We start from the raw sequence: 21,364 nt of genomic DNA, 5'->3' as shown, positions 1-21,364 counted from the left end.
CCCATGAGCCCAGGGTCCCCGCGCGCCCCCCGTCTGCCCAGAGTCGTCGTCGTAGGCCCCACGGCCACCGGCAAGTCCGCCCTCGCCCTCGACCTCGCCGAGAAGATACAGACCGACGAGCCGGCGATCCGCGCCGAGATCATCAACGCCGACGCCTCCCTGCTCTACCGCGGCATGGACATCGGCACCGCCAAACCCAGCCCCGCCGAGCGGGCCCGCGTCCCCCACCACCAGATCGACGTCCTCACCGTCAGGGACAGGGCATCCGTGGCAGCCTTCCAGCGCAGCGCCCGCGGCGACATCGACGCCGTCGAGTCACGGGGCCACCTGCCGATCATCGCCGGAGGCTCCGGCCTGTACGTGCGGGCCCTGACCGACGACCTCGACTTCCCCGGCACCGACCCGGCCGTGCGCAGCCGCCTGAGCGAGCGCGCCGAGCGGGAGGGAGCCGCCGCCCTCCACGCCGAGCTGGCCCGCCTCGACCCGGTCGCCGCCGAGCGCGTGGAGGCCTCCAACACCCGCAGGATCGTGCGGGCCCTCGAGGTCATCGAGATCACCGGCCGTCCCTTCTCCGCCTCCCTGCCCCGCTACGAGGACATCGCCCCCACCGTCCACATCGCCCTGCGCTGCGAGCGCCGGCTCCTGGACAAGCGCATCAACGAGCGGGCCCGCGCCATGTTCGACGGCGGCCTGGTCGAGGAGGTGGAGGCCCTCATCGACCAGGGCTTCCGGGAGGGGGAGACCGCCCCGCGCGCCATCGGCTACGCCCAGGCGCTCGCGGTCATCGACGGGACCATGAGCGTGCCCGAGGCGGTCGACTCCACCGCTCTGGCCACCCGCCAGCTCGCCTCCCGCCAGATCAAGTGGTTCCGGCGTGACCCACGGCTGCACTGGATCGACGTCGCCCTCACCGAGACCGGGCAGTGCACCGACTCCGAGCGCTCCCGGCTCACCCGGCGGGCATGGGAGTTCGTCAGCGAGCATCGCGGCGTCGCTTAGGCTAGGGGCCATGCCGCACTCGACAGGCCTTCGCGGTCGTGAGCTCATCAAGGGCCACGCGACCCTCAACGACTTCCTCATGCTGGTCGACCCCGGCTGCGAGGTCGCCATCAGCGGCGCCGACATCGCAGCGGTCTGCGACCGCCACCGCGGCATCGGCGCCGACGGCTTTGTGCGCGTCGTACGGACCACTGCCCTGCCCGGCGGCGGAGCCTTCGCCGCCTCCGTGCCCGAGGCCGAGTGGTTCATGGACTACTACCGCGCCGACGGAACCGTGGCCGAGATGTGCGGCAACGCCGCACGCCTGTTCGCCCACGTCCTGGACCGTGAGGGCCTGTGCCCCATCGCCGACGGCGAGTCCGTCACCATCGGCACACGCGGCGGGGCCCGCACCATCACCCGCCTGGGGGAGCTGTGGACCGTGGACATGGGGCCGGCCCGCCTGGCCAGCCCCGAGGAGGCCGAGGACGAGGGCTGGGACACGGCCGTCGTCGTCCCCGGCCTGGACGGGCCGCGGGCCGCCCTGAGCGTGGAGATCGCCGGCCCCCACACCGTCGTCGCCCTGGGGGAGGAGGGCGAGCTCGAGGCGGCTGCCTTCGCCGGGCTCACCGACTCCGCGGACCCGGTCGCCTACGAGCCCGCCCCCGAGGTCGGCACCAACCTCGAGCTCGTCGTGCCGCTGGGGGAGGAGACCGACCCCGACACCCAGTCATCGGTGGGTGTCGCCCGTATGCGTGTCCTGGAGCGCGGCGTGGGGGAGTCCCTCTCCTACGGAGCGGGGTGCTGCGCCGTCGCCGTCGCCCTGCACGCCTGGACCGGTCCGGGCGCTCCCGAGGACTACCGACTGCTCGTTCCCGGCGGAGAGATCGGGGTCCACGTGGGCTCCGACCCCCTGGGTGCGGACAGCAGCGTGCTGCTGACCGGCCCGGCGACGATCACCGGGCGGATCACCGTCGCCTGAGGACCTTCAGCCCCGCCGCCATCCGCACTGCTCCCGGACGTCGCACCGACGCCACATCCGAGAAGAGAAACCGACCACCACTATGAGCCAGCCATCCACACGCTCCGCCGTCGGCGCCGTCCTGCCGACCGGCCTGATGCTCTTCGCCCTGTTCTTCGGGGCAGGCAACCTCATCTTCCCGCCCCTGCTGGGCGCCGCCTCGGGCAGGTCCTTCATTCCGGTCATGGTGGGCTTCCTCGCCACCGGTGTGCTCATGCCGCTCATCACCGTTGTCGCCGTCTCCACCTCCGGTGAGGGGATCCTGGGCCTGGCTCGCAGAGTGGGACCCCGATTCGGCACCGTCATGCCGCTGGCGGTCTACCTGGCGATCGGCCCGCTGTACGCCATCGCCCGCGTGACCACGGTCGCCTACGAGCTGGCGACCCGCCCGGTGCTCGAGCTGCTGGGGATTCAGGACTCCCGCCTGGCCCTGCTGGTGCACGTGACGGTGTTCATGGGGGTGTCCTTCAGCATCGCCCTCAGCCCGAGCCGCCTGGCCGACCGCGTCGGGCGCTGGCTCACTCCCGCCCTGCTGGCCCTGCTGGCCCTGCTGTGCGGGGTCACCCTGGTGATGGCCCCCGGGGTGGAGCGGGAGGCCATCGAGCCCTACGCGAGTGCGCCCCTGACCACCGGGCTGACCCAGGGCTACCTCACCATGGACGTCCTGGCGGCCAGCGTCTTCGGCATCGTGGTCATCACCTCCCTGCGCGAACGTGGCCTGACCTCGCCCAGGAGACTGGTACGCGGCACCATCCTGTCCGGAGGCATCGCCGCGGCGCTGCTGGGGCTGGTCTACATCGGCCTGGCCGTGCTGGGCACCCGCACCCGCGGGCAGATCACCACCGACACCAAGGACGGTACCGAGCTGCTGCGCAACGCGGCCGCCTCGACTCTGGGGACCTCCGGCGTCGTCATCTTCGCCGCCATCGTCATCCTGGCCTGCCTGACCACCGCGGTGGGCCTGCTGGCCTCCTGGGCCGGCTACGCCTACACCGCCTGGCCGGCGGTCTCCTTCAACCGGCAGCTCGCCGCCTGCGCCATCGTCTCCTTCACCCTGGCCAACCTGGGACTGAGCGCCATCCTCAAGATCGCGGGGCCGCTGCTGAACCTGCTCTATCCCTTCGCCATCGCCCTGGTCGCCGTCACGCTCGTCGACGCTCTGGCCCCCGGGCGGCTCCGGGCCGCCTACCAGTGGTGCGTCATCACGGCCGGGATCTTCGGATCCGTCTCCGCGATCACCGCCGCCGGTTGGGACGGCCCCAGCAGGCTGCTCGCGCGCACCGGCCTGTGGAGCGACTCCACCGGCTGGATCCTGCCGGCGCTCATCGCCCTGGGCATCGGAATCGCCCTCGACGTGCGCTCAGGCGCGTGGTCCACGCCTGTGCCTGGGGAACCGCCCAGCCAGGTCCAGCACGACGTCGAGCACGCGGCGGCCTCACAGCTCTGAGGGGCCTGTGCGGCTCTGAGCGACACTGCGCGCGGTAGCCTCTGAGGGTGCCCAGCTCACCACCCCCGGCCCGCGATGTGACTGCGCCCGAGCACCAGCGGCTCCTGCCGACACTGCTCATCCCCGCCTTCGTCACACTGCTGGCCGTCTCCTCGGTCAACGTCATCCTCCCGGCCGTCTCCCAGGACCTGAGTGCGGGCACCGCCGGGCTGCAGCTCGTCGTCTCCGGCTACTCCCTCGTCTTCGGCGTCGTCCTCGTCCCGGCCGGTCGCGCCGGTGATGTCATGGGCAGAGGCCGGATCTTCGTCATCGGCATGATCCTGTTCGGGGTCGGCTCATTGGCCTCCGGGCTCGCCCCTGACGTCGTCACCCTCAACCTGGCCCGAGTCGTCATGGGAATCGGCTCAGGGCTGCTCAACCCGCAGGTGACCGGCATGATCCAGCAGTACTACTCCGGTGAGGCCCGAGGACGCGCCTTCGGGCTCTTCGGCGCCGTCATCGGGGTCTCGGTGGCGCTGGGGCCCGTGCTCAGCGGCGGGTTCATCGGCTGGCTCGGGGACGACTGGGGCTGGCGCGCCTCCTTCCTCGTCAACGTCCCCCTCACCCTGGTCGGCGTGTGGGCCGCGCGCCGCTACCTGCCGGCCTCCGCCTGGCGCCGGGGCAGCGACACGCCTCAGACGGAACAGGCGGACAGCCCCGACAGCGACGCCGCTGGGAGTGCCGGCGCCGCCGGGGCCGCCCACCGCGGCGGGGTCGATCTCGACCCGGTGGGGATGGGGATGCTCGCCGTCGGCACGCTGCTCATCATGATCCCCTTCATGGAGGCCTCGGCCGGCGCCTGGATCTGGGGCCTGGAGGCCGCCGGCATCGGCGTCATCGGCGCCTGGGTGGCCTGGGAGAAGCGCTACCGGGCCAGGGGCGGCGCCCCCATGGTCGACCTCAGCCTGCTGGCCATCCCCTCCTTCGCCTACGGCAGCCTGGCCATCGCCGTGTACTTCCTGGGCTACACCAGCGTGTGGATCATCGTGGCCCAGTACGTCCAGGCCGGCTTGGGATCCACCGCGCTGGTCAGCGGCCTCATCGGAGTCCCGGCCGCCCTGGCGGGATCGATCGCCGCCGCCGTCGCCGGCCGCCGGGTGATCCGGGTGGGGCGGGCCATGGTGCTCGGTGGCATGGTGCTGGGCATGGTCGGGCTGCTGGGGAGCATCGGCATCATGCACATGCACGCGCGCGCGGGCTGGAGCCCCTGGTGGCTGACCCTCACGCTGCTGGTGCTCGGAGTGGGGCAGGGTCTCGTGGTCTCCCCGAACCAGACCCTCTCCCTGGCCGACGTCCCCCTGGAGTACGCCGGGGCCGCGGGCGGCATCCTCCAGACCGGTGAGCGCATCGGCGCCTCCATCGGCATCGCCGTCATCACGGGCCTGACCTTCCGCGTCTCGCACTCCTCGGGCTGGGAGGCCGCCGCCCAAGCCGGCCTGCTGGCTGTCGTGGCCACCATCGCCGTTGCCGCCGGGGTCGCCGTCATCGACCTGCGCCTGGCGAGGCGACGACGCCGGTAGTCGGGCGGGCCCCGTCCGGGCACGGCCCGGCGGCGTGTCAGCCGTGCCGGCGGCGCACTCGCAGGACTCTGAAGCCCTTCGAGGAGGCCATTCGATTCACGTCCCAGCCCTGGTTACTCAGCCAGGTCGCCAGGGAGTCGGCTCCCAGGTTCTTGAGCACCACCAGCCAGGCCTCGCCGTCGTCGGACAGCAGCGCCAGCCAGTCCAGTAGCAGGGTGTGCAGGGCCTCCTTGCCGATGCGCACCGGAGGGTTGGACCAGATGAGATCCACCGGCGTCGAGCTCTGGCGCAGCTCGGCCAGCAGTGCGTCGGCCGGGGCGGTCCGCACGTTGTCCAGGCCTGCGGCAGTGGCGTTGCGTGCGGTCAGGGCCAGGGAGCGCTCGTTGACATCGGTGGCCAGGACCCGCGCCTGCGGAGCGGCGCCGGCCAGGGCCAGCGTGATCGGCCCCCATCCGCAGCCCAGGTCGAGGAACGTGCCGGTCTGGGCCGGATCGGGGACGTGGTCGAGGAGGACCTGGGTGCCCTTGTCGAGGCGGTCGGCGCTGAAGACGCCCGAGGCCGTGACCACCGTGTGCTCGACGCCGCGGATCGAGAAGCGGTGGGTGCGCTCCTCGGGCTCGACGGCGGGGGAGGCGGTGAAGTAGTGCTCGCTCACACCCGCCAGGCTACCCGCGTACTCTGACGGGCATGACCGCCCCGCCCAGCTCCTCGAGCAGTCCGTCGATCGGGGCGCTCCTGGGCTCGCGGGTGGGGCACCTGGCGATGGCGGTGCTCGTCGTCGAGCTGCTGGCGGGCATGCAGGTCTACCTCAACCAGACGGTTCTGCCGCTGCTGGCCACCGAGATGGGCGCCCGCAACACCTACGGTCTGGTGACCGCCGCGGCCCAGGTCCCCGCCTTCCTCACGATGCCGCTGGGCGGGGCCATGCTCACCCGGTGGCGGCCGGCCCGCCTCATGACCGCGCTCACCGTCCTGCTGGTGGTCGGCGCCGTCGTCGGAGCCCTCGCCCCGAACGTGGGGGTGTACGTCCTCGGGGAGATCCTGCGGGGGCTGGCAGCCGGGGCCCTGGCGACCGCGACCATGGGGGTCATGGTTGCCGGCCTGCCCGACGCCTGGAGACGACTGTGCCTGGCGGCGGGCTCGGGCATGTGGGTCGTGGCGGCCCTGGCCGGCCCCGTCTACGCCTCCGGCGTCAGCGCCTCCTGGGGCTGGCGCTGGGCCCTCGTGGCCTACCTGCCCGTGCTCGTCGCGGCCCGGGCCGTCATGGCCACCCAGATCCGCGACCTCAGCCTGGATGAGGAGACGGGGCGCGACGAGGCGGTGCCATGGCTGCCCGCCCTGGCTATGGCCGCGGGCGTGGCGCTCATCGGTGCGCTGCGCGCCTCCAACCCCTGGTTCTGGCCCGGCGTCGCCATCGGCACCGCCCTGGTGCTCTGGTCCTGCTCACGCGTCCTGCCGGCCGGGACCCTGCGCCTGGTACCCGGCCGGCGCGCGGGCATCGCCACCTTGCTGTGGGTGTGCGCCTTCTTCCTGACCCTGGACTTCCTGGTGGCCCCCAGCGCCCACGACGTCCTGGGCATGACCCCGACCCAGACCGGCTGGGCGCTGACCGCCGGCGGCGTCGGCTGGTCGGTCGTCGCGATCGCCTGCGGGGCCCGCCCGGCGCGAGAACCGGAGGCCTACCGACGCCGCACCACGCTGGCCGCGGTCTTCTTCGTGGTCGGAGCCACGCTCATGGTGATCACGGTCCTGGGCCGACCGCACTGGTGGGGGCTGCCCGTGGGATACGGCGTGGCCAGCATCGGCATGGGCCTGACCCACCTGGACACCATGAACCGAATCGTCACCGATCCCGCCCGGCCCGACGGCATCACCCACGCCCAGGCCGCCACCGCCGTGACGATCGCCGGTGCGGCCGGCGGTGCCGTCCTGGGGACGGCCGCCGCGGCCTTCGTTGCCCCCACGGCAGCCGGTGTCGAGACGGACCGGCTGTGGCCGACGCTCGTCATGCTCGCCGTGGGGCTCCTCCTCACCCCGCTGCTGGCCCGACGCGCCGCTTGAGCGCGCAGGTGGCCCCACGCGCCCGCGGGCAGTACCATCGCCCCCATGTGGATCCTTCGTATGCGCTGAAACGGCGGCCGGCGCCGCTCCCCGCCAGAACCAACGCGCCCCATCGGAGGGGCGCAGGCATACGACGAAGGACAATTTGTGACCCATCACCACTCCACGACCCCCAGCATCCCCTCCACCCCTGAGGACGCAGCAGACATCCGTCACGCTCATGAGGACCGCGACGTCCGTGACGTTCAGGACGTTCACGATGTCCATGACGTTGTGGCCCGGGTCCTGTCCCGAACCGGAACCGCCCTGGCCTCCACCGCCGCCCAGCACGAGCACGCCGATGGCTACGCCGACGGCCTCGACGACGGCGCCCTGGAGCGGGAGGCCCGCGCCGCCCGCCGCCGTGTGGCCGGACTGTCCACCGAGCTGGAGGACGTCAGCGAGGTCGAGTACCGCCAGGTCCGCCTGGAGAAGGTCGTCCTGGTCGGCCTGGAGCTGCCCCGGCCCCACGGCCCGGCCACCGGCGCACCGGGCGTAAGCGGCCAGGTGCGCGACACCCAGGACGCCAACACCTCCCTGCGCGAGCTGGCCGCCCTGGCCCAGACCGCCGGCAGCGAGGTCCTCGACGCCCTCATCCAGAAGCGCGACCACCCCGATCCCGCCACCTACCTGGGCAGCGGCAAGGCGCGTGAACTGGCCGACGTCGTGGCCGCGGCCGGCGCCGACACGGTCATCGTCGACGGCGAGCTCGCCCCCTCCCAGCGCCGAGCCCTGGAGGACGTCGTCGGCGTCAAGGTCGTCGACCGCACCGCCCTCATCCTGGACATCTTCGCCCAGCACGCCAAGTCCCGAGAGGGCAAGGCCCAGGTCGAGCTCGCCCAGCTCGAGTACCTCCTGCCGCGCCTGCGCGGATGGGGCGAGTCCATGTCCCGACAGGCCGGAGGCCGCGTGGCCGCCGGTCAGGGCATCGGCTCACGCGGCCCCGGAGAGACCAAGATCGAGCTCGACCGGCGCCGCATCCGCCAGCGTATGGCCCGCCTGCGCCGCGAGATCCAGGCCATGGCGCCCTCACGCGAGACCAAACGGGGCTCGCGCCGACGCGGGGCCATCCCCTCGGTGGCGATTGCCGGCTACACCAACGCCGGCAAGTCCTCCCTCATGAACCGCCTCACCGAGGCCGGCATCATGGTTGAGGACGCCCTGTTCGCCACCCTCGACCCCACCGTCCGGCGGGCCGAGACCTCCGAAGGACGCACCTACACCCTCACTGACACCGTCGGTTTCGTGCGCAACCTGCCCCACGAGCTCATTGAGGCCTTCCGCTCCACCCTGGAGGAGGTGGCCGGGGCCGACCTCGTGCTGCACGTCGTCGATGCTGCCCACCCCGATCCCCTCAGCCAGGTGGCCGCCGTGCGCACCGTCCTGTCCGAGATCCCCGGCGCCCTGGACGTGCCCGAGCTCATCGTCCTGAACAAGACCGACCTCGCCGATGCCGTCACCCTGGCTGCGCTGCGCACCGGCCTGCCCGGGGCGGTCGCGGTCTCGGCCCGCACCGGGGAGGGGATCGAGGAGCTGCGCGCCCGCATCGAGCAGATGCTGCCCCACCCGCAGGTGAGCATCGACGTCGTGGTGCCCTACTCCCGTGGGGATCTCGTCTCCCGGGTCCACGCCGAGGGGGAGATCGACACGGTCGACTACGTCGAGGCGGGCACTCACGTCGTCGCGCGCGTCGGTGCCGCCCTGGCGGCGGAGATCGAGGGCGCCGCCGCAGGCGTCACCGTCGACTGAGAGGCGCCGTGACCCCGAGCGAGCCGAGCCGCACGGACCGGCCTGACACTGACGGCGCCGGCGACCGCAGGGTCCTGGACGTCCTGGATACCGCGGTGCGCACCATGGGCGGCAGCCCCCGCCAGGGGCAGACCACCATGGCCCGGGAGGTCGCCCAGACCCTGGCCGACGGCACCCACCTCCTGGTGCAGGCCGGCACCGGGACGGGGAAGTCATTGGGCTACCTGGTGCCCGCCATGGTCCACGCCGTGCAGGCCGGTGCCCGGGTCGTGGTCTCCACCGCCACCCTGGCCCTGCAACGGCAGATCCTCACCAAGGACGCGCCTCTGGCCGCCGACGCCGTCGAGCAGGTCACCGGCACCCGCCCCGAAGTTGCCCTGCTCAAGGGCTGGCAGAACTACCTGTGCCGCCACCGCCTGGACGGCGGCTACCCGCCGGAGGAGGACGAGGCCGCGCTCTTCGGCGTCGGGGACGCCATCGCCCAGCCGGCCGCCGGGCACGGGAGCGACGCGAGCCTGGGCGAGCAGGTGGTCCGCCTGCGCGAGTGGGCGGCCAGGACGGACACCGGTGACCGCGATGACCTTGTCCCCGGCGTCTCCCAGCGCGCCTGGGCCCAGGTCTCCGTCTCCCGGGCCGAGTGCCTGGGGCAGTCCTGCCCCCTGAAGTCCGAGTGCTTCCCCGAGTTGGCGCGCGCCGCCGCCTCCCGGGCCGATCTCGTGGTGACCAACCACGCCATGCTCGGCGTGGTCGTGGCCGGTAACCCCGGGGTCCTGCCCGACCACCAGGTCCTCATTGTCGACGAGGCCCACGAGCTGGCCGACCGCATCCGTTCCCAGGGCACCATCGCCCTGTCGGCGGCCGCCGTGGCGCGCACCGCAGCCACCGCCCGCAAGCACGCCTCCGTGCTGGTCAGCGAGCTGGAGTCCGCGGGCCAGACCCTCCAGCTCGCGCTGGCCGAGCTGCCCGACGGCCGCCTGGAGGCGCCCCTGCCCACCGCCCTGCACGATGCGCTCGTGCTCCTGGACGGCGCCGCCCGCCAGGTCGCCTCCGACGTGCGCGACCAGGCCCGCGCCCTGGGGCGCGACCGTTCCAGCGAGGCCGCCGGGGGCTTGGCGGTCGCCCGCACCGCTGTCGCGGACCTGGTCGACGCCCTGGACCGCATGACCTCGGACTCGGTGGCCCAGGGACGCGACGTGGCCTGGATCGAGCGCCCCCGCATGGGTGCCGAGCCCCCGCGCCTCCTACTGGCCCCCATCGAGGTCGCCGGATCGGTGGCCGGCCACCTGCTCAACGGCCGCGCCAGCGTCATGACGTCGGCGACCCTCGCCCTGGGGGACAGCTTCGACCCTATGGCCCGCTCCCTGGGACTGACCCTGGCCGAGCAGCCCTGGAGAGGTCTCGACGTCGGCTCCCCCTTCGACTACCCCCGTCAGGGCATCCTCTACGTGGCCGCCCACCTGCCCCGCCCCGGTGCCGGCATCTCCGAGGCCGCCCTGGATGAGATGCTCGCCCTGGTCGAGGCCTCCGAGGGCGGCATGCTGGGCCTGTTCTCCTCTCGGCGCGCGGCCCAGGAGGCCGCCGAGGTGCTGCGCGGAGCCACCGACCTGCCCATCTACGCCCAGGGCGACGACCAGCTGCCCACCCTGGTACGGGCCTTCGCCGAGGACGAGGCGGCCTGCCTGGTGGGCACCCTCTCGCTGTGGCAGGGCGTGGACGTGCCCGGGCGCACCTGCCGCCTCGTCGTCATCGACCGCATCCCCTTCCCCCGGCCTGACGACCCGGTCGCCCAGGCCCGCACCGACGCCGTCGTGGCCTCCGGCGGCAATGGCTTCATGAGCGTATCGGCCACCCACGCGGCCCTGCTCCTGGCCCAGGGGGCGGGGCGCCTCATCCGCCGCAGCCAGGACCGCGGCGTCGTCGCCGTCCTGGACTCGCGTCTGCGCACGGCACGCTACGGGGGATTTCTCACCCGCTCCATGCCCGCCCTGTGGCCGACGACGAAGCCCGATGTGGTCCGTGCCGCTCTGAGGCGTCTTGCTCTCCGTTCCGATGCCCCGGGGGAGGAGTGAACCCGTCGGCTGGGCCTTTGGGTATGTGCCCCTCGGGAGGATATGCACGTAGGCTTGGCGCGAGCGGGTGCTCGCGCCCCTGCGGTCCTGCCCAGCAGATCCCATCGAGGAGAAGAACGTGTCAGACCACATCACCACTACCGCTGAAGGCTCCTACCCCACCAACCGTTCCGGCCGCCCCTCCAAAGTCGCTGTCATCGGTGCCGGGGCCGTCGGCTCCACCCTCGCCTACGCCTGCGTGACCAAGGGCGTTGCCCGCGAGGTCGTGCTGCAGGACATCGTCAAGGAGAAGGTCGAGGCCGAGGCCCTCGACATCGCCCAGGGAATCCAGTTCACCTCCGCCGGCTCCGTCTCCGGCTCCGACGACCCCGAGATCTGCCGCGACGCGGACGTCATCGCCATCACCGCCGGCGCCAAGCAGAAGCCCGGCCAGTCCCGCCTCGAGCTGGCCGGCGCCACCGTCGGCATCATGGAGAAGATCCTCCCCAAGCTGGTCGAGGTCGCTCCCAACGCCATCTTCGTCCTCGTGGCCAACCCGGTGGACGTGGTGACCTACTGCGCCAAGAAGATCACCGGTCTGCCCGAGAACCAGGTCTTCGGCTCCGGCACGGTGCTGGACACCGCCCGGATGCGGTACCTCATCTCCCTGGAGACCGGCACGGCCGTCCAGAACATCCACGGCTACATCGCCGGTGAGCACGGCGACTCCGAGGTGCCCCTGTGGTCCTCCACCGAGATCGGCGGTGTGCCGATCACCCAGTGGGGTACCACCCTCGACGGCGGCGTGTTCGACGAGTCCAAGCGTGAGCGCATCGCCCACGACGTCGTCCGCTCCGCCTACCGCATCATCGAGGGCAAGGGCGCCACCAACTACGCCGTCGGCCTGGCCGTGCAGCGCATTATCGGCGCCGTCCTCAACGACGAGCAGCGGGTGCTCACCATCTCCCCGCTGCTGGACAACTGGCACGGCATCTCCGACGTGTGCATGGCCGTCCCCACGATCGTGGGACGTGAGGGCGCCGGGCGCCGCCTCGAGCTGCCCCTGACCCCCGAGGAGAAGGAGCGCCTGACCGCCTCAGCCGACCACCTGCGCGAGGTCGCACGCGGCCTGGGCTACTGAGCCACCGGTCTGAAACACGGAAGGACCGCCCCGGTCAACGGGGCGGTCCTTCCGTCATGCGGGCCTGGCGTGCCTACAGGGCGCGCAGCACCGTGACCACCTTGCCCATGATCGTGGCCCGGTCTCCGTCGATCGGGGCGTAGCTGGAGTTGCGGGGAAGCAGCCACTGGTGGCCGTCGCGTCGCGAGAGCACCTTGACCGTGGCCGAGGCGCCGTCGACGTCCTCGATCATGGCCGCCACGATCTCGCCGTTGGCCGCGTCGGGCTGGGAGCGCACCACCACCCAGTCGCCGTCACAGATGGCGGCTTCGATCATCGAGTCCCCGTGCACCTCCAGCATGAAGAGCTCGCCCTCGCCGGTCAGGCGGCGGGGCAGGGCCATGACATCGGTGACCTCCTGCTCGGCCAGGATCGGGGCCCCGGCGGCGATGCGTCCCACCAGCGGAACGGCGACCGCCTCCCCGTCCTCGACGCCGGGGACGCTGGGGGAGTCAAGAGAGGAGACGTGAGCGCTGCCGGGGGTGGCCGCGCGGCCGCTCGGTGCGCTGTCGGCGCAGACGACCTCCATCGCCCGAGGACGATTCGGGTCTCGGCGCACCAGGCCCAGGCGCTCGAGCTTGTCCAGCTGGTGCTTGACGGAGGAGGGGCTGGTCAGGCCCACCTGCTCGCCGATCTCACGCAGTGAGGGCGGGTAGCCGTGGGTGGCGATGGCCGCGCGGACGGCCTCATAGACCGCGCGGGCGCGCTTGTCGAGGTCGTTGATGACCTCCGCGACCGCTGCTGCGCTGATCTGCTCAGCACCGCCGGCTCCGCCGTGCGGCATCGGGGTCGATGAGTCGCCCTGGCGTGCTGTGGTGCTCATAGTCCTGGCCCTCCCTGCCGGACGGCCCTCAGGCCCGGGGGCGTCAAGGGCACGGAATAGATGTCGGTGGTCCGTGATCGTCTTGGACATGACCAGCCTACCGGCGACGCGACCACGATTCAAACACATGTTCGAAGATGTGCTGGACGTGTTGCCTCTCAGGCGCTAATGTATCGAACAAGCGTTCGTCGAACATGTGTTCAGGAGGTTGCCGTGAGTGCCATCGCCATCCCGCTCCCGTCCCGTCAGGCTTCTCGGGCTCGGAGTGATGAGCCCGTCGTCGGGCCGGCCAGTGGCCGGGCTGGCGGGCAGTCCTCCCGTCGGCCTCGGTTGAGGCTGGTCACTGACGACTTCGTCCCCGAGGCTCCTGTTCGGCGTAGTGTCGAGGGCGCGCAGCACCCCGGGGTCGCATCCGGTCGTGTCCCAGCGCTGCCGGCAGCGCCGCCAATGCGTCGCCCCGCGGCGCCCGCTGCACTGCGGGGCCGTCGCTCGGAGTTGGAGAGGCTGGCCCCGCAGCACCCGGCGGTGCGGGCCGCTGGGCTGCGACGTGGCGCCCTGCAGGAGGAGGGCCGGAGAGGTGGCGCCGCTCAGCGTCCCGGCCAGGGGGAGTCCGTCCCGTCCCGCCCGCGGAAGGCGGTGGGGACGGAGGTGCGCTCCCCAGGTGGACTGCGGCTTCTTCGTGGCGGTCTTGCGGTCATCGCTGCGGCCCTCGTGCTCGCATGCAGCGGACTGGCCATCGGGGCCCTGGCGGGCATGGCCTGGGCGGCCCCCGCTACGGCGGTTGCGCAGGTGCAGGCGGATACCACCACCGCGGTGGTTCGTCCCGGTCAGTCCCTGTGGGACATCGCCGAGGCGAGCGGGACCGCGGACGTCCCGGGGATGGTGGCCCGGATCGCCGAGCTCAACGACCTGAAGGGAACGACCATCCGTGCCGGGCAGACGCTGGAGATCCCTGCGGCGTGAGAACTCGTGCACGGATCGCACCTTGAGGCGGGCTTGCGGGGCGGCCCGCCGGGCGTTTACTCTCCGATGGACTGATACGTAGTCCAGTGAGTTCGGAGGTTGTAGGCGTGCACTGCCCCTTCTGCCGTCATGACGGCTCGCGCGTTGTCGACTCCCGGACCGCTGAGGACGGCACCTCCATCCGTCGTCGTCGTGAGTGTCAGCAGTGCGGGCGTCGGTTCACCACATTGGAGACCGCCAGCCTGTCGGTCCGCAAGCGCTCCGGCGTCGTCGAGCCCTTCAGCCGGGACAAGGTCGTGGTCGGGGTTAGGCGCGCCTGCCAGGGACGTCCCGTCTCTGACGATCAGCTCGCGCTTCTGGCGCACCAGGTTGAGGAGGCCATCCGCGCCGGAGGCCAGGCGCTCGTCGACTCCCACGATGTCGGGCTGGCGATCCTGGGCCCCCTGCGTGAGCTGGATCAGATCGCCTATCTGCGCTTCGCCTCGGTCTACTCCTCCTTCGACTCCCTGGAGGACTTCGAGAAGGCCATCGCCGGGCTGCGCAGCGCCGAGGCGGCCTGCTGACGTCACCAGCCGACGAGGGTCTGCGCGGTGTGAGGGTTCTGTCAGGGGCATGCGCCCAAGCAGGACGTGGCAGACTGGGGCAATGCGCGTCCTCATCGTCTCCGACTGCTATGCGCCCAGGCTGGGCGGCATCGAGACTCAGGTGCGGGATCTCGCCCGCAACCTGAGGCTGGCCGGCCACGAGCCCGCCGTCGTCACCGCCACGCCGGTCGGTGACGGTCGTGGCCGCAGCGTCGAAAGGGTCGATGGTTTCCCCGTCTACCGCACCACCGCGCATCTGCCCAGTGAGCTGCCCGTTCATCCTCGAGCCGGCCGCGAGCTCGATGACCTCCTGTCCCGCCTGCGTCCCGACGTCGTTCACGCTCACGTCGGCGTCGTCTCACCCTTCGCCTGGTCCGGCATTGCTGCCGCCCGGCGAGCGCGGCTCCCGCTGGCCGTCACCTTCCACTGCGTCCTGGGACCCTGGGCGCGTGTGGCCGGAGCACTGGGGCCGGGCAGTCCTGTGCGGATGTGGCAGCGCGGCGGCGCCGACCTGACGGCCGTGTCTTCCATGCTCGCTGCCGACGTTCATCGTGCCGGGGCTGACGACCCTGTCACCGTTCTGCCCAACGGCATCACCGTTGAGAACTGGCGTCTGGAGCGCCCTGGTCCCCAGGAGCGACGGCCTCACCGGCCGGTCACGGTCGTGGCCTCCCTGCGATGGGTTGAGCGCAAGCGGCCCCTGCAGGTCGTGCGCGCCTTCGCTGAGGCCGTCAGGAGCGTTCCCGGCACCGATGCGCTCCTCAAGATCTATGGGGATGGTCCGCTGCGTGAGCGACTCACCCGGGAGGTTGCCGAGTCCGGCCTGGCCGACCGCATCGAGCTCGTGGGTCGTGTCGAACGCACTGAGCTCGCTCAGGCCTTCACGCACGCAGACATCTACCTGCAGACCTCGCCCGCCGAGTCCTTCGGTATCTCCACCCTGGAGGCCCGCAGCGCCGGGCTGGCCGTCGTCGCTCTGCGCTCCAGCGGAGTGCGCGACTTCATCACCGACGGTGTCGATGGCCTCCTCGCTGACGACGACGCCGGTCTGGGTCGCAAGCTCGCCACTCTCCTGGGGGACGACGAGCTCCTTGAGCGCATCAAGACCCACAACTATGAGAACGCCCCCTTGCCCGAGTGGGGCACTGTGGTGCAGATGCACGTCGATACCTACCGGCGTGCCATCGACCTGGCGGGTGCCTGAGGAGCGTCTGGATATGCGAGTCGTTGCGGAGGTGAGGGCGTTATCGGATTCCGTCAGGCGGTGGTGATGTCGGTGAGCACCTCGGAGAGCCGACGCGCCGCAGCCATGACCACGTGCCCGTGAACCCGACCGGGCTGACGACCCATGCGCTCAATAGGACCGGAGATCGAGATGGCGGCCACGACCTTGCCCCCGGGGCCGCGTACCGGCGCCGACACGGAGGCGACCCCGGGCTCGCGCTCCCCAACTGACTGAGCCCACCCCCGACGTCGGACCGCCGAGAGCATGGTGGCGGTGAAACGGGCCCCCACCAGGCCGCGGTGCAGACGGTCGGGCTCCTCCCAGGCGAGAAGCACCTGGGCGGCCGACCCGCCCTGCATGGACATCGTGGCGCCCACGGGAATGGAGTCACGCAGCCCGATCGGGCGCTCGGCATTGGCCACGCAGATGCGCACGTCCCCCTGGCGGCGGTAGAGCTGCGCCGACTCGTGGGTTTTGTCGCGCAGGGCCGCCAGCACCGGCCCGGCGGCGGACAGGAGATGGTCCTCGCCCGCGGCGCTGGCCAGCTCGGTGAGCCTGGGGCCCAGGATGAAGCGTCCCTGGGAGTCACGGGTGACCAGGCGGTGGAACTCCAGGGCGACCGCGATGCGGTGAGCCGTGGGGCGGGCCAGGTGCGTGGTGGACACGAGCTGGGCCAGGGTTGCCGGCCCCGACTCCAGTGCACTCATCACCAGGGCGGCCTTGTCGATGACGCCGACGCCGCTGCTGTCGTTCTCCGGGGAGTTCTCTGAGGGGCTGTCCATAATCTGATACTGGCATTTCAAGGTATGAGATTTCAAGTTAGGGTCCGCCAGGGAGGCGGCGCAGTGTCAGCATCCTTCAGGTCAAGGCTATGGCCTCGGATGTGGCGCGGCCGCCTCGTGCGGTCTGCGCGGGTCAGTGGCGTCGTCGGGTGCTGCTGAGCGCGGGCGGATCGGGAACACTGTTGCTGAGAGGATGAAGTCGATGGGAATGACTCTCGCCGAGAAGGTCTGGCGCGATCATGTGGTGTCCAAGGGTAGCGACGGCGCCCCCGACCTGCTGTACATCGACCTTCACCTGGTCCACGAGGTCACCAGCCCCCAGGCCTTCGAGGGGCTGCGTCTGGCCGGACGCCCGGTGCGTCGCCCCGACCTGACGATCGCCACCGAGGACCACAACACGCCCACTGTGGACATCGACCTGCCGATCGCCGATGTCACCAGCCGCGCTCAGATCGAGACCCTGCGTGCCAACTGCGCCGAGTTCGGGGTGCGGCTGCACTCCCTGGGCGACGCCGACCAGGGGATCGTCCACGCCGTCGGTCCGCAGCTGGGGCTGACCCAGCCCGGCATGACGGTGGTCTGCGGCGACTCCCACACCTCCACTCACGGCGCCTTCGGGGCCCTCGCCTTCGGTATTGGCACCTCCCAGGTCGAGCACGTCCTGGCCACCCAGACCCTGCCCATCGCCCCCTTCAAGACGATGAGCGTCACCATTGACGGGGACCTGCCCTCGGGCAGCGGGGCCAAGGACATCATCCTGGCCATCATCGCCAAGATCGGCACCAACGGGGCCCAGGGGCACGTCATCGAGTACCGTGGACGGGCCATCGAGCAGCTCTCGATGGAGGCCCGAATGACGATCTGCAATATGAGCATCGAGGGCGGGGCCCGGGCCGGCATGATCGCCCCGGACCAGACCACCTTCGACTACCTCAAGGGCCGTCCTCACGCCCCCGCCGGCGAGGACTGGGACGCCGCCGTGGAGTACTGGTCCAGCCTGCGCACCGATCCCGACGCCGTCTTCGACACCGAGGTGGTTCTCCAGGCCGAGGACATCGAGCCCTTCGTCACCTGGGGCACCAATCCCGGGCAGGGCCTGCCGCTGTCCGCGCGGGTCCCCGACCCCGAGGACATCGCCGACGCCACCGAGCGGCTGGCCGCCGAACGGGCCCTGGAGTACATGGACCTCGTACCGGGAACGCCCCTGCGCGACATCAAGGTCGACACCGTCTTCATCGGTTCGTGCACCAACGGCCGTATCGAGGACCTGCGGGCCGCCGCCGAGGTGGTGCGTGGGCGCAAGAAGGCTGAGGGGCTGCGCATGCTCGTGGTGCCGGCCTCGGCCCGAGTGCGTTTGCAGGCCGAGGCTGAGGGCCTGGACCGGGTCTTCACGAGCTTCGGTGCCGAGTGGCGCAACGCCGGCTGCTCCATGTGCCTGGCCATGAACCCCGACAAGCTCTCCTCCGGGGAGCGTGCGGCCTCCACCTCCAACCGCAACTTCGAGGGGCGTCAAGGAAAGGGCGGACGGACCCACCTCGTCTCGCCCGTCGTCGCCGCGGCCACCGCCGTGCGCGGGGCACTGTCGGCCCCGGGGGACCTGCCGCCGCGTCCGGAGGCCGCGCAGAACTCGGGTGATATCCCGACGGTCCCGGCGATTGCGCCGGTCTCCGCCGCGCCGGAGGCAACCGTCCAGTAGGGGCCGGCGCGCAAGAGATGAAGGCAGACAGGCGAGGACAGGCCCGGTAGGGGCCGCATAGAGGCAAGGAGCTCAACGACCGTGGACAAGTTCATCCGACACACCGGCATCGGCGCCCCGTTGCGGCGCAGCGCCGTCGACACCGACCAGATCATCCCGGCGGTGTATCTCAAGCGCATCACCCGCACGGGCTTCGACGACGCCTTGTTCGCCTCCTGGCGGGCCGGTGAGCCCGACTTCATTCTCAATCAGGAGGCCTACAAGCGGGCCTCGGTGCTCGTCGCCGGTCCCGACTTCGGCACGGGCTCCTCACGGGAGCATGCCGTGTGGGCGCTCAAGGACTACGGCTTCAAGGTCGTCCTGGCGCCCCGCTTCGCCGACATCTTCCGCGGCAACGCCGGCAAGCAGGGACTGGTGGCCGGCGTGGTCTCCCAGGAGGACTGCGAGCAGCTGTGGAAGATCCTCGAGACCGAGCCGGGCACTGAGGTGACGGTGGACCTGGAGAACCGCACGGTCGAGGCCGGCTCCTTCCGCTGTGCCTTCTCCATCGACGACTACGTCCGCTGGATTCTCATGGAGGGGCTCGACGACATCTCCCTGACCCTCACCCAGGAGGACGCCATCCGCGCCTACGAGGAGGCTCGCCCGGCCTTCAAGCCGCGCACGCTGCCGGCCAAGCACCTGCCGGCCCAGGAGGTCGTCTCGGCCCGGGCCGCGGACATGCCCCGGCCCTGAGCAGGACCGGAAGGCTCGAAGTCGGCGCGCGGAAGAGTTCCTCCTCCGAATTTCATCGGCATTGGCACGGTCTACGATAGTATTAATTGGGGCTTTCTGTGAGTCGAAGGCCACCTGATACGGCCCTGAAAAAGGTCATGGGAGTCCCTTCTGTGCGCTTATGCTGGGACGGCCTCGCGCGCCTGCGCGGGGACGGGTGAGCGGCTCACGTGCGCGGCACGCCCAGATGACGTCATGGAGGTGTGCATGGTCGACGGTCTGCTCCAGGTCGAGGGTGGTCGCCCGCTGACTGGTGAGATCACCGTCCGCGGAGCCAAGAACCTGGTTCCCAAGGCGATGGTGGCGGCGCTGCTGGGCTCGTCTCCCTCGGTGCTGCGCAATGTCCCGCTCATTCGTGACGTCGATGTTGTCTCGGGGCTGTTGAGCCTGCACGGGGTGAGCATCGACTACGACCAGCGCGAGGGCGTCCTCCAGCTGGACCCGTCCAAGGTCGAGTCGGCTCACATGGCTGATATCGACGCGCATGCCGGCTCTTCGCGCATCCCGATCCTCTTCTGCGGTCCGCTCCTGCACCGCCTGGGGGAGGCCTTCATCCCCGACCTGGGCGGGTGCCGCATCGGTGACCGCCCCATCGACTTCCACCTGGAGATTCTGCGCCAGTTCGGCGCCGCGGTGGACAAGCAGGCTCAGGGCATCCGGCTCACCGCGCCGCACGGTCTCAAGGGCACCGTCATCGAGCTTCCCTACCCCTCGGTCGGAGCCACCGAGCAGACCCTGCTCACCGCTGTGCGCGCTCACGGACTGACCGAGCTGCGCAACGCCGCCGTCGAGCCCGAGATCATGGACCTGGTCGACGTCCTGCAGAAGATGGGCGCCATCATCTCGGTGGACACCGACCGCACCATCCACGTCGAGGGCGTCGATGAGCTGTGCGGCTACACCCACTCGGCCCTGCCGGACCGCATTGAGGCCGCCTCCTGGGCCTCGGCCGCCCTGGCCACGCGCGGGGACGTGTTCGTGCGCGGAGCCCACCAGAGCCACATGACCACCTTCCTCAACACCTTCCGCAAGGTGGGAGGCGCCTTCGATGTCACTGATGAGGGCATCCGTTTCTACCACCCCGGTGGGGATCTGAAGTCGATTGTGGTGGAGACCAACGTCCACCCCGGCTTCATGACCGACTGGCAGCAGCCTCTCGTCGTGGCGCTCACCCAGGCCCAGGGTCTGTCCATCGTCCACGAGACCGTCTACGAGAACCGCTTCGGCTTCACCGGTGCCCTGTGCAAGATGGGGGCCACCATCCAGGTCTACCGCGAGTGCCTGGGCGGCACCGAGTGCCGCTTCGGCCAGCGCAACTTCTACCACTCCGCGGTCATCTCCGGGCCCACGCCGCTGACCGGTGCCGACATCGTCGTGCCCGACCTGCGCGGTGGCTTCTCCCACCTCATCGCGGCCCTGACCGCCGAGGGCACCAGCCGGGTCGAGGGCGTCAACCTCATCGACCGCGGCTACGAGCACTTCATGTCCAAGCTGGAGTCCCTCAACGCCGCCGTCACCCGCCTGGCCTGAGGCGGGCCGGTCCCTGCCTGCGGGCTCGCGAGGCCAGGGCCGTGCGGGCCGCGGGCTCGGCTCGGACGGCCGCGTTCAGAGCGCTGAAGCGGATAGAGTTCACCCGTGCCTGCAACACGCCCCATGACACCGTTCTACCGCTTCGCCGCGCGCGGGGCGATCATTCCGTTCCTCAAGATGGTCTCCCGGCAGAAGGTGACCGGCCTGGAGAACATCCCCCGCGAGGGCGGCTTCATCGCCGTGGCCAACCACCTGACAGACCTCGACTCGCTCACGGCCATGCGAGCCCTGGTCGATGCCGATGTCCCCGTCTACTCCCTGGCCAAGTCCACCCTGTTCAAGGTGCCGGTGCTCGGCTCCATCCTGCGGGCCGGCGGACAGATTCCGGTCCAGCGGGGCACGCAGAACGCGGCCACGGCCCTCAAGGCGGCCAGTGAGGTCCTGGCCGACGGCGGCGCCATCATGATCTTCCCCGAGGGCACGCTCTCCCGCGACCCCCTCAAGTGGCCGATGGTGGCCAAGACTGGGGCGGCCCGGCTGGCCATGACCAGTGGTGCCCCCGTCCTGCCCATGGGGCAGTGGGGCGCTCACGAGATCCTGGACACCTACGGGCGTTCCTTCCATCCCTTCCCCCGCAAGGACGTGCGCGTCACCATCGGTGAGCTCATGGACCTGTCCCGATTCGGCTCGGACACCCAGGACCGTGAGGCCGTGCGCGCCTGCACCACCGAGATCATGCGGGCCATCACCTCCCTGGTGGAGGAACTGCGCGGGGAGAAGGCCCCCCGCCCCTTCGATATGCACTACGACGGCGACCCCGGCAAGGGAAAGATCGGCGTGCGTCGCCCCGACCCGCTGCCCGAGGCGGACACTCAGGAGGAGGGGCAGTGAGCAGCGACGAGCAC

18 protein-coding genes are annotated in these 21,364 nt (G+C 71.1%); 15 read left to right on the top strand and 3 right to left on the bottom strand.

What is annotated here, in order from left to right; translation table 11 throughout:
- Positions 1 to 3: 3 nt before the first annotated feature.
- From miaA to AXE84_RS00295, 4 genes are all read left to right on the top strand, one after another.
- On the top strand, positions 4 to 999 hold the full coding sequence (miaA, locus tag AXE84_RS00310) for a tRNA (adenosine(37)-N6)-dimethylallyltransferase MiaA (protein ID WP_060956452.1): 996 nt from the start codon (positions 4 to 6) through the stop codon (positions 997 to 999).
- A gap of 10 nt (positions 1,000 to 1,009) precedes the next feature.
- Entirely contained in the window at positions 1,010 to 1,960 is a 951-nt protein-coding gene (locus AXE84_RS00305) for a diaminopimelate epimerase (RefSeq protein ID WP_060956451.1), read from the top strand.
- Positions 1,961 to 2,042: 82 nt separating this feature from the next.
- Positions 2,043 to 3,446 (top strand): branched-chain amino acid transport system II carrier protein, encoded by a 1,404-nt coding sequence (gene brnQ, locus AXE84_RS00300; protein WP_060956450.1) that lies wholly within the window; start codon positions 2,043 to 2,045, stop codon positions 3,444 to 3,446.
- Positions 3,447 to 3,493: 47 nt separating this feature from the next.
- Positions 3,494 to 5,005 (top strand): MFS transporter, encoded by a 1,512-nt coding sequence (locus AXE84_RS00295; protein WP_060956449.1) that lies wholly within the window; start codon positions 3,494 to 3,496, stop codon positions 5,003 to 5,005.
- A gap of 37 nt (positions 5,006 to 5,042) precedes the next feature.
- Here the strand turns inward: AXE84_RS00295 and AXE84_RS00290 are convergent, their stop codons facing one another.
- Complete coding sequence (locus AXE84_RS00290) at positions 5,043 to 5,660, bottom strand: class I SAM-dependent methyltransferase (RefSeq protein ID WP_060956448.1); 618 nt, start codon at positions 5,658 to 5,660, stop codon at positions 5,043 to 5,045.
- A 32-nt stretch (positions 5,661 to 5,692) separates the two neighbouring features.
- Between AXE84_RS00290 and AXE84_RS00285 the strand changes: the two genes are divergently transcribed.
- The 4 genes from AXE84_RS00285 (at position 5,693) to AXE84_RS00270 (ending at position 12,043) form a co-directional block, all read left to right on the top strand.
- The gene (locus AXE84_RS00285) at positions 5,693 to 7,066 is read left to right on the top strand and encodes an MFS transporter (RefSeq protein WP_060956447.1); all 1,374 of its coding nucleotides are present in this window, start codon (positions 5,693 to 5,695) and stop codon (positions 7,064 to 7,066) included.
- Between the two features lie 147 nt (positions 7,067 to 7,213).
- A complete protein-coding gene (gene hflX / locus AXE84_RS00280; protein WP_420480484.1) occupies positions 7,214 to 8,854 on the top strand; it encodes a GTPase HflX in 1,641 nt (546 codons plus the stop codon).
- Positions 8,855 to 8,862: 8 nt separating this feature from the next.
- Complete coding sequence (locus AXE84_RS00275) at positions 8,863 to 10,923, top strand: ATP-dependent DNA helicase (RefSeq protein ID WP_060956446.1); 2,061 nt, start codon at positions 8,863 to 8,865, stop codon at positions 10,921 to 10,923.
- Positions 10,924 to 11,041: 118 nt separating this feature from the next.
- Complete coding sequence (locus AXE84_RS00270; protein ID WP_004565208.1) at positions 11,042 to 12,043, top strand: L-lactate dehydrogenase; 1,002 nt, start codon at positions 11,042 to 11,044, stop codon at positions 12,041 to 12,043.
- A gap of 73 nt (positions 12,044 to 12,116) precedes the next feature.
- Here the strand turns inward: AXE84_RS00270 and lexA are convergent, their stop codons facing one another.
- Positions 12,117 to 12,905 carry a transcriptional repressor LexA gene (gene lexA / locus AXE84_RS00265; protein WP_060956445.1) on the bottom strand — a complete coding sequence of 263 codons (789 nt, stop codon included), beginning with the start codon at positions 12,903 to 12,905 and terminating at the stop codon, positions 12,117 to 12,119.
- A gap of 213 nt (positions 12,906 to 13,118) precedes the next feature.
- On the opposite strand from lexA, the gene AXE84_RS00260 reads away from it, so the two are divergent.
- The 3 genes from AXE84_RS00260 to AXE84_RS00250 all read left to right on the top strand — a co-directional run bounded on the left by AXE84_RS00260 (position 13,119) and on the right by AXE84_RS00250 (position 15,656).
- Complete coding sequence (locus AXE84_RS00260) at positions 13,119 to 13,868, top strand: LysM peptidoglycan-binding domain-containing protein (protein ID WP_060956444.1); 750 nt, start codon at positions 13,119 to 13,121, stop codon at positions 13,866 to 13,868.
- A gap of 107 nt (positions 13,869 to 13,975) precedes the next feature.
- The gene (gene nrdR, locus AXE84_RS00255) at positions 13,976 to 14,431 is read left to right on the top strand and encodes a transcriptional regulator NrdR (protein WP_010614925.1); all 456 of its coding nucleotides are present in this window, start codon (positions 13,976 to 13,978) and stop codon (positions 14,429 to 14,431) included.
- Between the two features lie 82 nt (positions 14,432 to 14,513).
- Entirely contained in the window at positions 14,514 to 15,656 is a 1,143-nt protein-coding gene (locus tag AXE84_RS00250; protein WP_060956443.1) for a glycosyltransferase family 4 protein, read from the top strand.
- A gap of 53 nt (positions 15,657 to 15,709) precedes the next feature.
- Here the strand turns inward: AXE84_RS00250 and AXE84_RS00245 are convergent, their stop codons facing one another.
- On the bottom strand, positions 15,710 to 16,459 hold the full coding sequence (locus AXE84_RS00245; RefSeq protein ID WP_010614927.1) for an IclR family transcriptional regulator: 750 nt from the start codon (positions 16,457 to 16,459) through the stop codon (positions 15,710 to 15,712).
- 202 nt (positions 16,460 to 16,661) lie between these two features.
- Here AXE84_RS00245 and leuC point away from each other — a divergent pair, with 202 nt between their 5' ends.
- The 4 genes from leuC (at position 16,662) to AXE84_RS00225 (ending at position 21,350) form a co-directional block, all read left to right on the top strand.
- Positions 16,662 to 18,155: a 3-isopropylmalate dehydratase large subunit gene (gene leuC / locus AXE84_RS00240; protein ID WP_060956442.1), complete on the top strand. Its 1,494-nt coding sequence runs from the start codon at positions 16,662 to 16,664 to the stop codon at positions 18,153 to 18,155.
- 81 nt (positions 18,156 to 18,236) lie between these two features.
- Positions 18,237 to 18,890, top strand: coding sequence for a 3-isopropylmalate dehydratase small subunit (gene leuD, locus AXE84_RS00235; RefSeq protein ID WP_004565201.1), 654 nt, complete (start codon positions 18,237 to 18,239; stop codon positions 18,888 to 18,890).
- Between the two features lie 246 nt (positions 18,891 to 19,136).
- Complete coding sequence (gene murA / locus AXE84_RS00230) at positions 19,137 to 20,459, top strand: UDP-N-acetylglucosamine 1-carboxyvinyltransferase (protein WP_060958084.1); 1,323 nt, start codon at positions 19,137 to 19,139, stop codon at positions 20,457 to 20,459.
- 123 nt (positions 20,460 to 20,582) lie between these two features.
- Positions 20,583 to 21,350 (top strand): lysophospholipid acyltransferase family protein, encoded by a 768-nt coding sequence (locus tag AXE84_RS00225; protein WP_060956441.1) that lies wholly within the window; start codon positions 20,583 to 20,585, stop codon positions 21,348 to 21,350.
- Positions 21,351 to 21,364: the final 14 nt, after the last annotated feature.

It is taken from the genome of Actinomyces oris (assembly GCF_001553935.1).
Taxonomy (GTDB): domain Bacteria; phylum Actinomycetota; class Actinomycetes; order Actinomycetales; family Actinomycetaceae; genus Actinomyces; species Actinomyces oris_A.
The sequence above is the reverse complement of the archived record's forward strand: the minus strand, read 5'-3'. Positions and strand labels throughout refer to the sequence as shown.